This window comes from Streptomyces sp. NPDC107562, assembly GCF_055657325.1.
The window spans coordinates 588,604-601,670 of sequence record NZ_JBVKBE010000002.1; the positions used below are offsets into that span (position 1 = coordinate 588,604).

Annotated in this window: 9 protein-coding genes; 4 read left to right on the top strand and 5 right to left on the bottom strand. The window is 69.5% G+C overall.

Annotated elements, in window-relative coordinates:
• Positions 1–42 precede the first annotated feature (42 nt).
• Together ACZ7LV_RS08495 and ACZ7LV_RS08500 are read left to right on the top strand one after the other, a co-directional pair.
• A complete protein-coding gene (locus tag ACZ7LV_RS08495; RefSeq protein ID WP_471937085.1) occupies positions 43–1,860 on the top strand; it encodes a GmrSD restriction endonuclease domain-containing protein in 1,818 nt (605 codons plus the stop codon).
• A complete protein-coding gene (locus ACZ7LV_RS08500) occupies positions 1,857–2,903 on the top strand; it encodes a CBS domain-containing protein (protein ID WP_471937087.1) in 1,047 nt (348 codons plus the stop codon). Before ACZ7LV_RS08495 ends, ACZ7LV_RS08500 begins: the two co-directional genes overlap by 4 nt.
• Before the next feature lie 56 nt (positions 2,904–2,959).
• Here ACZ7LV_RS08500 and pglZ read toward each other — a convergent pair whose 3' ends face one another.
• Positions 2,960–5,857 (bottom strand): BREX-2 system phosphatase PglZ, encoded by a 2,898-nt coding sequence (gene pglZ, locus ACZ7LV_RS08505; protein ID WP_471937089.1) that lies wholly within the window; start codon positions 5,855–5,857, stop codon positions 2,960–2,962.
• Entirely contained in the window at positions 5,854–9,741 is a 3,888-nt protein-coding gene (gene pglY / locus ACZ7LV_RS08510) for a BREX-2 system ATPase PglY (RefSeq protein WP_471937091.1), read from the bottom strand. Before pglY ends, pglZ begins: the two co-directional genes overlap by 4 nt.
• A 110-nt stretch (positions 9,742–9,851) precedes the next feature.
• On the opposite strand from pglY, the gene ACZ7LV_RS08515 reads away from it, so the two are divergent.
• The gene (locus ACZ7LV_RS08515; RefSeq protein WP_359566255.1) at positions 9,852–10,148 is read left to right on the top strand and encodes a hypothetical protein; all 297 of its coding nucleotides are present in this window, start codon (positions 9,852–9,854) and stop codon (positions 10,146–10,148) included.
• The gene (locus tag ACZ7LV_RS08520; RefSeq protein ID WP_471937093.1) at positions 10,145–10,543 is read left to right on the top strand and encodes a PIN domain-containing protein; all 399 of its coding nucleotides are present in this window, start codon (positions 10,145–10,147) and stop codon (positions 10,541–10,543) included. Before ACZ7LV_RS08515 ends, ACZ7LV_RS08520 begins: the two co-directional genes overlap by 4 nt.
• Before the next feature lie 246 nt (positions 10,544–10,789).
• Here ACZ7LV_RS08520 and ACZ7LV_RS08525 read toward each other — a convergent pair whose 3' ends face one another.
• From ACZ7LV_RS08525 to ACZ7LV_RS08535, 3 genes are all read right to left on the bottom strand, one after another.
• The gene (locus ACZ7LV_RS08525; RefSeq protein ID WP_471937095.1) at positions 10,790–11,668 is read right to left on the bottom strand and encodes a hypothetical protein; all 879 of its coding nucleotides are present in this window, start codon (positions 11,666–11,668) and stop codon (positions 10,790–10,792) included.
• 192 nt (positions 11,669–11,860) lie between these two features.
• On the bottom strand, positions 11,861–12,064 hold the full coding sequence (locus ACZ7LV_RS08530) for a DUF397 domain-containing protein (RefSeq protein WP_471937097.1): 204 nt from the start codon (positions 12,062–12,064) through the stop codon (positions 11,861–11,863).
• The gene (locus ACZ7LV_RS08535) at positions 12,061–12,891 is read right to left on the bottom strand and encodes a helix-turn-helix domain-containing protein (RefSeq protein ID WP_471937099.1); all 831 of its coding nucleotides are present in this window, start codon (positions 12,889–12,891) and stop codon (positions 12,061–12,063) included. Before ACZ7LV_RS08535 ends, ACZ7LV_RS08530 begins: the two co-directional genes overlap by 4 nt.
• Between the last annotated feature and the right edge of the window lie 176 nt (positions 12,892–13,067).

The window sequence follows — 13,067 nt, forward strand, 5'->3', positions numbered from 1 at the left end:
AATCACTCTGCGTGCAGGCGGCACGGCGGAAAGTGGAATCACATGGCGGCCCTCGACAACGTGAAACTCAAGGACGTCCTGGCGGACGTCGCCTCGGGTTCCTTACAACTGCCCGATTTCCAGCGGAACTGGAAATGGGACGACGACCGGATCAAGGCGATCATCGCGACGGTCACGCTGGACTACCCGCTGGGTGTGGTGATGACGCTGCAGACCGGCGGCGCCACCCGGTTCCGATCCCGCACTCTCACCGGCGCCCGGCCGGACGGGGATCCGGCGGCCGACCTGCTTCTGCTGGACGGGCAGCAACGCCTCACCTCGCTCTTCCAGGCATTGTGGCTTGACGCCCCGGTGGAGACCGCGGACGCCCGTGGCAAGCCCATCCAGCGGTGGTACTACGTCGACATCGCGAAGGCGGTCGGGCCGTCCTCGGACCGTGACGAGGCCGTCGTGTCCGTCCCGGCGGACAAGGTCCTCCGCGCGGACTTCAACCGCACAGTGGTGCTGGATCTGACCACCGCGGAGGGCGAGTGCGCGGCCGGCCTCTTCCCTCTGCATCTCGTCTTCGACGCCCAGCGCGTGAACCAGTGGATGATGTCGTACATCAAGGCGGACGAGCAACGGAACTGGGACCTGTGGGGCCAGTTCGACGAGGCGGTCCTCCAGCAGGTCCGCGCCTTCCAGGTACCGATGATCCGGCTGGCCGCCTCCACCTCCATGGACGCCGTCTGCGCGGTGTTCGAGCGGGTCAACACAGGCGGAGTGCCCCTGAACGTCTTCGAACTGCTCACGGCGACGTACGCTGGGGACCGCGAGTACGTGGACCGGACCGGGGACTACTACCAGCTCCCCGAGGTGTGGCGGGAGATCAAGCAGGGGCTGGCCGCCAAGTACCCGGTCTTCGGCCGTCTGGACGGCGGCGTCGAGAACGGGCTGAGCAGTATTGACTTCCTGCAGGCCATCGCCCTGGTACGCACCTGGGAGCGGAAGCAGGCGGGCACCGGGGCGACGGTGTCGTGCAAACGCCGGGACCTGCTGGACCTTCCGCTGGCCGACTTCGTCCGGCTTGCGCCGAAACTCGCCGAGGCCTTCGCCTGGGTGGGCGACTTCCTGGAACGGCAGTGCATCGTCCGGCCGAACGATTTGCCGTACAAGACACAGCTCGTGCCGCTCGCAGCCGTCCGAGCCATCCTCGACACGGCGCTGGACAGCCTGGGTGCGGAGGAGAAGACCGAGCAGTGGTACTGGTGCGGGGTTCTCGGCGAGATGTACGGCGGCTCCACCGAAACCCGCTTCACTCGTGACGTCGAGCAGCTCATCCCATGGATCGCGCAGGACGACCGGGCGCCCGACACCGTCACGGACGCCTTCTTCTTCGCCGACCGCCTCGACAGCCTCACCACCCGCAACAGCGCCGCCTACAAGGGCATCTACGCCCTGCTGGTCAAGCAGGGGGCGGTGGACTGGCACTACACGGACAGGCCGCTCAGCCCCGGCAGGCTGGACGAGTACAGCGTCAATGTCCGGCAGATCTTCCCCAAGACCTGGTTCCGGCGGGGAAACAGCCAGGGCCTGCCCACGAACTCCATCGTGAACAAGACCCCGTTGTCCTACCGCGCGGCGATGGACATGACCGGGGCACCCGCCTCCTACCTGTCCACCATGGTGGCGGCCTCCGACATGCGCCCCGAATGGTTCGATGACGTACTCTCCACCCACCTCATCGATCCGGCGGCACTCCGCGACAACGACTACGGGCGCTTCTACCGCGACCGCTCCAAGCAGTTGCAGGATCTGGTGCACGCCGCCATGGGCAAGCGGACCATGCTCCGTGACCTCGCGGAGGGCGACGCCCGATGACGACCGCACCGAGCGGCCAGGATCTCGCAGCGCTCAAGGGCAGGACCGTGCCCGTGCAGGACATTCTCGACCTGTTCCAGGTCAGGGTCCGCGACCACAGAACGGTGCACCGCATCTCGCAGGCGCTCACGGACGCCGGCCTGACGACGCTGCCGGACTTCGCCGTGTGCGGCCAGCGCAGCAATGTCGACGTGGTACCACTGGCCTCCATCCCCGCACAGGCCGACCCCGTCGACGCGGAGGAGGACGAGACGGAGGAGTCCCTGCCCTCCGCCGCCCTTCCGCAGCGTCTGCTGCTCGGGGACATTCCGTCGGCGCGGCGCGGCCTGGTGTCTGTCGGTCCCGGTACGCCCCTGGCGCAGACCACGTTCCTGATGCGCACGAAGGGCCTCGCGCAGGTCCCGGTGACCACCGGCATGGCGCAGATCCACGGGGTGGTCACCTGGGGGTCCGTCGCCAAGATGTACGAGGCCGGCAAGCACCCGACGCTGGACAACGCGATGGAGAGGGACTCCTTTCCGGTCGCCGACACCCGCCAGGAGTTCTTCTCCGCCCTGCCGGTGATCCGCGAGCACGGGTACCTCCTGGTCCGAGGCGACGACGGCTGTCTGTCGGGCATCGTCACCGCGGCGGACGTCACGGACCGCTTCGAGGGCGCGGCACGGCCCTTCTTCATCGTCGGGGAGATCGAGTCCCTGCTGCGCCGCTGCCTGGGCGCGGCACTGGACGAGGAGACCATCAAGGCCGTACAGACGAACAAGAAGGCCGAGCACCGCACCGGCCAGGTCTCCGACCTCATGTTCGGGGACTATCTGAGACTCCTGGATGGCGACCAGGCGAAGACAGCGCTGGCCGAACGCGCCGACGCCAACTGGGAAGCCCTGAAGTGGCCCAACATGCCCCGGGAACAGTTTCTCGGCCGCCTGAAACGAGTGAAGGACATCCGCAACCGGATCGCCCACTTCGACGAGAAGCCGCTTCCGCAGGAGCTGCTCGACGAGCTGACGACGTTCGCGAAGCTGCTGCGGGCGTTCGTGGCCTGAGGCGGCGGGGTGCCCCGACGTGGACGCCGGAGGCGCCCCGCATGCCGTCAGCCCGCTCAGAGGGCGAACTGCTCGCGCATCAGCGCCTCGTGGAGCCGTAGCGTGCGCCCGTCCGGCAGGGTCTCCAGCACCTGTACACCGTCGTAGTTGAGGAGCTGTCTGAGGACCGCGGCAAAGCCGTCGCCCCGGGCGGTGGGCATGCCCGCCCGCTGGGCGAGCGCGGTCACGGGCAGGGTGCCGCCCGCGTCGAGCAGGGCGGCGAGCGCCTTGCGGACCTGCTCCTGCTGCGGCTTGCGCGCAAGGCCTTCGAGCTGCACCTGATACGTCTGCGAGTCGAGCAGCGCCGTGACGAGCACCTCGGTCCGGGAGACGACGGTCGGGGTGAGCAAGGCGTCGTCTCCCCCGGCCGTCAGCGCCACATCGAACAGCGCCTCGGGCAGCGACTCAGGGTGGGGCTGCTTCTTGCGGGGTTTTGTCGCGCCCTTCTTCGGAATCGCGCCGACCGCCTGAGCCGCCCGCTCGTCCGGAACCGGCTTACCCGCCTCCTCCGGAGCCCACCAGGGTGGCCGCTGGTCCCCCAACTCCCGCCATCCCTTGGGGGGTTCCGCCCCGAACGGAAGGAAGGCTAGGACCGGGATGGTGACCTCGGCGAGGGAGGCCCCGCCGTGGTAGCCGGCTTTGAGGGCGGTGTAGCGGGAGTCCGTGTCCCAGAGCGCGACGATGGACGCGCCGGGCTCGGGCCCGACCACACGCGGGCCGGTGAGGGCGATCTCCCGTTCGCCGATCGGGCCGCCGGGCAGACGGTGCCGCGCGGACGCGGGCTCGGTGACCGCATCGACCTTCGCTCCGTGCCGATCGACGACATGGCCGTGGTCGCTGGTGACGAGAACCGCCATGCCCTGCTCCACCGCCGCTCTCAGCAGGTCGCGCAGGCCGGGTACGTCGTCGACCCGCCAGGCGCCGTCGCCGAGTTTCTGCTCCTTGGCGAGCCGGTCGTCGATGGCGTTGAGGACGACGGCGACATGGGTCCTGCCGTCGGCGAGCGCCTCCGTGAGCGCCGAGCCGAAGGTGTCGCCCGCGGTCTCGGTGCGCAGGTCGTCCTTGTGGAAGACGGCGGCCGGGGCCCCGCCCCACAGTTTCAGCGTGGGGAAGAGCCGCTTCTCGTCGGCCTGGGTCCCCTTCATCAGGGTGCCCGCGAAGAGCGAAGTGCGGGACACGGCCGTCACGGTGGGCATGGCGGCGGCCATAGCCCGCCGCAGCGGTGCGCCCTCCACGGGAAGGGGGTCGAACTCCGCCCAAGAGCGGCGCAGTTCCTCGCCGAGTTCGTTCGCTATGGCCGCGCTCATGCCGTCGAGCACGAGCAGCAGCACCCGTCGTTCCTCCCCACGCCGGACGAGCGGTCCGACCACGCGGTCGAGGAAGGTCTCCACGGTGAGCATGCGGCCCGGCTGGGTACCGGCCTGCGTCCAGGAGGCCAGGTTCGCGGCGAAGGACGCGTCGATCTGCCGGCGGCGGTCCCTGACGCGGGTGCCGAGCGTGTCGTATGCGGCCTTGAGGACGGGGTCCCGGTCGCCGCCCGCTTCGATGTGCTCCAGGGCGAGATCCACCCAGCCGGTCTCGTCGACGTGCCGCTGTATGGCGTCGGCGACGGTGGGGGCGTCGGCGGGCGGGTCGGTGGCCAGCCAGCGGGCGAGGCGCTCTCCCATGCGGGCGCGTTCGACACGGGCCGACTCCTCGGGTTCCACGGCGAGCTGATGGTCCTGCAGGAGGCGTACGGCGTCCCCGACCGCGGCCGTGTCACCCGACGCAAGGGCCTGGCCGACCGCGGTGAACCGGGCGTCGAGGCCACCGCGCAGGACGGGGCTCGCCGCGACGGCGTGTTCCGCACCGAACTGGCGGGCCAGTACGGCCGCGCGGTCCAGCACGGTGCCGGTGGTGCGGCGTGCCTCGCGGGCCTGGTCGGCTTCGCCGCCACCGGTGCGGTGTCCGGCCGCCAGCAGCCCGGTGACGTACTCCTCGGCGGTCTGGCCGAAGACGGTCACCAGGGCGTCGAGCTGTTCACCCAGTGACGGGGGCCGGTCCCCGAAGTAGCGTTCGGCGCGCCCCCGGGCCTGGTACGTCTCGGGGGCGGGGGCAGCATGCCTCCACAGGGCCGTGCACACCAGGCCGAAGGCGGCGGCGTCCGCGCCGCGTTCGGCGTCGACGAGGGCGAGCAGGGCGCGTCCAGCGAGGCCGGCCTGGTCCTCCTCACCGAGGAAGGTCGCCAGTCCGGCGCGTTCGGGGCCGCGCAGGGTGAGGAACCGTTCGGGGGCGCCGGGCCGGGTCGACCAGTGCAGCAGGGCCCCGGCGTCGAGCCGGTCGTCGCCCGGGCGGCGCGGGCCGTCCTCGGTGTCGTAGCGGCCCAGGCGCAGGCGGCGCTGGGCGAGCGCGGTCAGGGCGTACTGGCGGGACAGCCAGCCGCCGGGCACGGCGGGCCAGCCGCCGGGCGGGGTGGCGTCGAGGAGCGCCTCGGCGGCCCAGTTGACGTCCTTCAGCCGGGGGTCGATCTGCCGGGCGCCGAACGCCTCGCGGACGACGTCCCAGCTGTCGACGGTGTCGATGCGCAGCTTGTGGACGCGGGCGAGGATCGCCGGGTCGAGTTCGCCCTGTTCCCGGTCGGTGAGGACGACCAGCACGGCGGGGCCGCGGCGGCGGCCCGCCAGATGGTCGAGGACGAGTTCGTGCACCGCGAGCGGCGACGGCGCCACCGCGACACCGGCCGTGCGGCCCTCGCCCCAGGCGGGTTCGGCCGGCCCGTCCCACTGGGGCGCGGAGCGCAGCAGCACCACCCGCCGCCTGCCCCCGCCGTCACCGGTCAGGGAGGCGGCGAGGGAGGACTGCGAGGACAGGTACTGGGTGACGGTCGCGGTGTTCAGCCGGACGGCGCCCGGAGCAGCGGCGACGGTGTCCGTCATTCCACGACCTTCCAGGTGATCTCGATGGTCGCGTCGGGGTGGCGGGCGGCCAGTTCGGACAGCTCCGCCTGGAGGTCGGCGGCGGCGCGTGCCACGGTCGTACGGCGGCCACCGGCCGTTCGCGCGGAGCCGCTGCCGGAGGGGGCCGGGGCGGGAGGCTCCTGCGAGGTGTACGGGATGCGCGGGTCACTGGTCGACGTGTTCAGGGACAGGTCGTCGGCCGTGGGCTGCGGCGCGACGGGTGCGGGCGGCGGGGTGGCGGCGGCCTGGGCACGCTTCGCCAGGGCGACGACCTCGCGCTGGGTCCGGGCCAGGGCGTCGCGCAGGTCCGCGGTGCGCTGGTCGTCACGGGCGACGTTGCGCAGCGAGTCGAGCAGCGCCGCGCCCTCGGGCCCGAGTCCGGCAGCGAGGTCGAGGGTGCCCCAGGCGGCGGAGGCGACCGCTTCCGCGACACCGCGGGCCTGCTTGATGGAGGTCCCGTACCGGTCGGCACTGGTCTCGCCTAGGTCGAAGGACGCGAGGGCCTCCACGGTCTTCTTCGCCCCGGCCGCGCCCTTGCCGGCCTCCGCCGTGACGGCGTCCAGGAGTTGCAGGGAGCGCCGGGCGAGGGCGAGGCGTCCGGTGTCGGCGGTCTGGTCGAGGCCGAGGAAGGAGGCGTGGGCGTCCAGTTGGTGCACCAGGTCGGCCGCGTAGTCGCGGTGGGCGCGGGCGGCCTCGATGATCTGGCGGGCGAACTGGTTCACCATCCGGCCGCGCCGCAGCGCCGGCGCCTTCGCCCCGAAGACCGTCTCGAAGCGCTGCCGTGCGGTGTCCCAGTCGGACTCGGTGGGCAGCGGCTGGCTGCGCAGCGCGTCATGATCCTTGATCGCGGACACTTCGGGCGCGGGATCGAGGACGGTGCCGCCGCGCACCCACACCCGGTCGTCCATCTCGGCGAACGCGGCGACGACGAGCCGGGCGAGGAAGTCGGGCAGGCCGCGCGGGTCGGGCTTGTCCGTCCAGTCGGTCAGCGTGATCAGGGACAGGTCCCCGGTGACGCCCTGGGCACTGGCGAGCTGGCGAAAATGGTCGGCCCAGTAGCGGGACAGCTCGAAGTACGCCTCCTTCTGCTGCCCGAGGCGCAGGGGCCCCGCGATCCGCTGCATGAGCCTGCGGTCGGCGGCCGGTACCTCCACCCGCCCGTCACGCGCCTCGGCGGCGGCCCGGACGTGCGTGAACACCTTCTTGGTGTCGGCGGCCTTGACGGCGACACCGCTCCCGTCGGGGTCGAGGTCGGGGTGCGCCGGGTACTGGTGGGCGAGCAGCTTGCCCGCGACGTGCCGGATGCCGTCGTGCAGGCTCTGCCCGAAAGCCAGGGTGAGACCGTCCACGTCGGGCAGCGGGACAAGATGGTCCTCGAAGTCGGGTACGACGTCGGCCGGCTGCTTCTGGGCGAGCCCGTATGCCTGCTTGAAGGCACCCTTGACCTGCTTGAGCAGGGCCTCGCGCTGGGTTTCGAGGAGCCCCTTGGCGCGGCTGCGGTTGTCGGCGTTGAGGTGGCCGGCGTACTGGGTGTCGAAGCGGTGCTCGTCGGCGAGGGCCTTGTCGATGACGACGAGCCGTCGGAAGTCGGCGAAGCGCTGGGCAGACAGGTGCGCGGGCAGCCAGGCGACGACACGGGACCGCTCGCCCTGCTGGCGCTCGCCCAGCCGTTGGATACGGTTGACGTCGTCGACCGGCCCCCACTCTCCCTCGTCGAAGGGGAGGTCTATGGCGATCCGCCAGCGGCCGTCCTCCTGCGGCATCAGGTCGTGGTCGGGCAGCTCGTCCTCGTCGGCGACGTTGCCGAACACGATCTCGGCGGTGCGGGTGGTGCCGCGCCAGGTGAAGCCGAGCTGGTCGCTCAACTGCCCGTGCTCGACGCCCAGTTCCTCGGACAGCAGGCGCCGGGCGAGGGCGACCCGGTTGCCGGGGTTGTCGTTGACCTGAGCGTTGGCGATGACCGAGTCGACGTCGACGCCGGACAGCTCCAGCCGTACGCCGGGGTTGGCGTCGGTGCCGGTCTCCTTGATCTCGGGGAACCTGGCCGCCCACTCGGCGACCTTGTTCTTGATGATCCCGACCTCGGCACCCGGGATGGGCGCGAGGACCGACCCGTGGTTCAGCGCGCCGAGCCGCCGGATGGTCAGCTCGGCCAGCGAGGGCACGCTGGGCGCGAGCGCCGACAGCAGCAGGGTGCACACGAGCCGGTTGTCGCCGATGAACATGCGGCAGCGGTTGGCGCGCTGCGGGTCGGTGACGGTCTCGGGGCTGGTGCGGTACTGCCTGACGTCGTCCTCGGTGATGTCGTACGAGCTGAGGAGGTAGGGCCGCAGCTTGGTCTTGTAGAGCTTGTCGGCGGCCTCGAAGACGACCTTCAGGCTGTCGGTGAACGGCTTGTCGCCGCCCTCCGCGATCACCGGGTAGAGGTCACCTACGGGGATGAGCTGTCCGAGCCGGATCTCGTCGCGGTGGTCGGCGAGCAGCTGGCCCATCAGCTTCAGACCGGTACGGGAGCGCTGCAGCGCGGACGAGATGTGGACGAGGGTGTCCATGAACGCCGGCGAGAAGGGGTACGTCAGCCGGAACGACTCCGCGTCCGCGCCGGTCGTGCCCTTCTCCGAGCCGAGGAGGGTGTCCCAGACCTGGGTGCCGACCCGCTTGGTCTGCTCGAAGGCCGCGTCGACGAGCCGCTCCGCCTCGGCGTCCTTCGGCTTGAGGATGCGCGCGTGGGCGATCTGCGGGAGGTTGCGGTCCTCCAGAGTGATCTTGTCGAAGCGGCCGGAGGCCAGGTTCAGGGTGTCCTGGATGGAGGCTTCCGCCGCGCCGGACACCTCCTCGCCGACGAGTTCGCGCAGGTCGCGCTGGCGGGCGATGAACGACACCACGGGAATGGCACGTCGGGCGTCGCCGCCCTCCACGAAGTTCGTGATCTTGCTGGCCTCGCGGGCCACGAACTTCTGCTCGTGGATCAGGGTCGCGAGCCAGAGGATCAGCTCGTCCAGGAACAGGATCAGCCCGTCGTAGCCGAGCGACTTGGCATGCTCGGCGATGACGGACAGACCAGCGTCCAGCGAGATGAAGCCGTGCTCGTTCTCGGCGGCGTTCTGGGCAAAGCCGGGAAACAGGTTCGTTGCGGCGTCGTTGACCAGCTTGGCGCGCAGCTCGGCCGGGGTGGAGGGGTTGCGGAGGTCGAGAGGCGTGCCCCCCTCGTGGTCCTCCTCGGCGGCGAGCGCGGTGTCCAGGAGCTGCGGGGTCCAGGCGAAGCCCTCACCCCATTCGTCCGTCTCGTCGTCGCCCGCGTCACCGCCGCCCAGGCGGCGGATGACTGCCTCGTCGCCAAAGTTGGAGCGGTTGGCCCGGATGTCGGCGAAGAGGGAGTCGGTCCGGTACACCTGCGGGGTCGGGGCGTCCGGGTGCAGTTTCTTGACGTGCGTGACGTACCCGCCGAGCACCCGCTGTTCGAGGGCCTTGGCGCCGAGCATGTGGTACGGCACGAGCAGGAACTTCTTGCCGTCCGTGGTGAGCCACTCGTGCTTGGTCAGCACCGGGTCGAACTCGGTACGGGCACGGGCGGCCGAGTCGCCGCTGAGCAGCGCGTAGAGCACCGCCATGAAGTGCGACTTACCGGAACCGAACGAGCCGTGCAGGTAGGCAGCCTTGGAGCGGTGTCCGTCCAGCGAGGACTTGATGAGGGCCAGCGCCTCGTCGAAGTTCTCCAGCAGCCGCTCGGTGACGACGTAGTCCTTCAGCGCGTTCTGGGCGCCTTCGGGTGTCGTCGCCTCGGCGAGGGACAGCACGAAGTCCGAGGTGGAGATCTTCTTCTTGATGTCGATGACATCGCGGAGGAGGGGCGGCTGGGCCATTACCTGTCTCGCTCTCCTTCTGGCGACCTCGGCCGCCGCTCGTACTCGATCGTGTGGAGATGTCTGCTGCTGGTTGGCTGCCTGATCAGACCCTCGGTATGGTCGATGGTATGGCAACCAAGAAGTACACCGTGACGCTTCCCGAGGAGCTCGCCGAGGCCATCCGGGCCGAGGTCGGCCCCGGCGGCTTCAGCCGCTACGTCACGCACGCCATAGAGCGCCAGCGGGAGCGGGAGCGTCTGCACGAGGCGGTGGGGTGGTGGGAGTCCGAGTACGGGGAGATCACCGAGGCGGAACTGGCCGAGGTCGAGGCCGAGCACCGCGACCTGGAGCGGCAGCACGCCGAGCGAGCCGGCGCCTCCGAGACCGGTGAGCAGCCGCACGGTCCGAAGCGGGATGCCGCGTGACCGGAAACCGGGTCTACGTGCTCGACAGCGAGGGGCTTTCGCAGTGGGTGCGCGGCGAGCGTCGCATGGGCGCCTACCTGAAGCACGCCGACGACGCGGGTATCCCGGTCGTCACCACCTCGATGACTCTCGTCGAGGCTTACGACCCCACGCGCCACCTTCCCAAGTGGCACTGGGCGCTCTCCAAGATCCGTATCGAGCCGGTGACCGCGGAGATCGCCAAGGAGGCGACCGGTCTCCTGAAGGAGACGGGCCTGCACGGCCACAAGTACGCCATCGACGCTGCCCTCGCCGCCGTCGCCCTGCGGCAGCCCGGCCCTGTCACCGTGTTCACGTCGGACGAGGACGACATGCGCAGGCTGTGCGCCGACCGCGTGCTGGTCGTGAAGCTCTGAGCCGATCACGGCCCGTCCCCCTTCGCAGCTCGCTTCCTTCGGTGTGCCCGCGCTCCCCTTGATGCTCGGACGTGCCACGCAGGCCCGGCCCACGGGGGGCGGTTCGCCGACCCGGCCCGAGGTCGGCCACCGGTCCAGATCGTAGGGGAGAATCCCGAAATACAGGTAGGCGGCGATGCCCGCGACGTGCCACTCCGGCGGATGTCAGCACGCTGACCGTCGGCAGTCAGTAGGGCACTCGCAGCGTCAATGCTGAGGTTCCTCCAACTTGACGGCAGTGGTGTCCGCGTCGAGCTGTTCAGCGTGTGTTGCGGCGACCGGTTCCTCGTGGTCTTCCACTACTTCGCCGTCCACGACATCCCCGTCCGCCATACGGTGCGAGGGATCCGCCAGCGGCAGGCCAGCGAGGTGCTTCTTGAGTCTTTTGGCCATCGGAAGGTAGGTCGCGAAGGTGAGGGTGCCGGAGACGGCGGCACCGACGAGGGGGATGGCCTTCGAGACGCTCTTCGCGAAGGAATCCTTTGTCATCTTGACGCCGAGGTAGGCTGCGACCTTTTTGACGATGGGATAGATGAGGCCCTTGGTGAGCGCCTTCTGAGGCAGCTTCTTGGCGGCCTGCTCCGACATCATCGCCGCGACCTTCCCCACGGCGGCGTTTGCCGACTGGGTACCGAACATCACGCCGAAGAACAGCGTGAGCACCGCCATGGTCGCGTCGTCGACGTCGTCGCCCTCGTCGGAGAACAGATCGGGCCAGCTGTAGAGGTACGCGAGTTTCTGCGCGATACGCAGCATATGGCCGACATACTGAGCCAGATCGGCGGGCACGGTGGCGGGAAGAGCGAGGACACCGGGTATCCCGGCGGCGGCGGAGAGAGCACTGACCTTGGCGGTCTCGTAGCGGATCGAGTCGCCGGCCACCTTGTCGAGAACCTCGACAGATATGCCCGCCGCAGCGGGGGTCTCTTCTATCGCCTTCCGGATCTCCTCCTCCGAGCAGCGGCGAGCCAGCGCGCTCCGGAGGTACGCCTCCCTGTTGATACGCACACCCGGAAGCTTGGCTGCGCTCACCAACAACGTAGAGAAGCGCGACTCGGGGTTCTCTATCCCTTTACCCGGTTTCATGGCAGGAACTTACAGTAGCTCCGCACTCCAAGGGCCTGGTCAGACCAGCTCCGTTGAGACCTCGTTACATGAGTGACGGTGGGGTGCGGGGCGGGGCCGTCACTGTGCCGATCGCCCCTGGGCAGGCGGGATGTGCAGGGCCTTCGACAAACAGAGGTTCGCCGTGAGGCCCTGCCATCAGTGCCGCCCCTGTCAGAGCGCCGCGAACTCGACGAAGGCGGTCCACGCCGTGGGTTGTACGGTCAGGGCGACTCGGGTTGTGTCCTTGGAGTCGCGGACGTGGACCGTGTCGGGGAGGGCGGCGACCTCGACGCATTCGCCGCCCGACCCCGTGCTGTAACTGCTCTTGAACCAGGCCGGCTCAGGTACGGGCTCTATGAGCTGTTGGGCGTTCATCTCTCTCCAAGCAACTTCTCGATGAGGGTCAGCGACTCGCGCGGAGTGAGCGCTTGAGCCCGAAGGATGCCGTACTGCTCCTCGATTTCCCGCACCTGCCTCCGCTCCGTGTAGAGACGGCTGTCCTTGTACGCCTCCACGTAGGCGATCCTCTGCCCTTCGTGCGTCTCGATCAAGGTGAAGGGGCCGTCCAGCCCAGCATGCTCATCGCGCTCGATCGGCATCACCTGAATTTCCACGTTACGCCGGTGCCCGTGCAGCAGAACCTGCTCCAACTGGCCTCGCATCACGGCCTGCCCACCGAGTGGTCGCCGCAGAACGAACTCCTCGATGACAAAGCTGATGGTGGGCATCGGAGTCCGGGAGAAGATCTCCTGACGCGCCAGGCGAGCAGCGACACGCTGGTTGATGGTCTCCTCGTCCAGCAGCGGCCGCCACATGGAGAACACGGCTCGCGCGTACCCTTCCGTCTGCAACAGCCCCGGTACGGCCTTCGTCGCGTACAGGTGCAGGGCTGCCGCCTTGGCCTCCAACCTGGCCGCATCTCGAAAGAACGTTGGATACTGAGCCCGAGCCACCTCCTCCTTACTCGCGCTCAACACCCCGCTCGCGTCCAGCACTTCGTCAGCCTGGTCGATGAACCTCGGCGGCGGAATACGTCTCGCCTGCTCGAACGCCGCGATCGTCGAGGCCGAGTATCCGGTCAGCGAACCGAACCTTGCCCGGTCCAGCCCCGCTCGTTCCCGGAACAGTTTCAACTGCCGCCCGAACACACACAAGATGCCCGTCCCGACCTCGCACTCCGGCTGCTGAACCTCGTCGTCCACGCCGCGACTCCTCCCGTACAGCCACCACGGCCACCGGACTCCACCCGCCCGACACGCGGCTCGGAAACCGGTCACGCCCGATACCGCTTACAAGCGCACAGCCGACGTGTACAGCCCGTACCCGTCAGGGCATCGCTCCTGTTCAACGCTACGCAGAGTCCGCAACCGTTGACCGT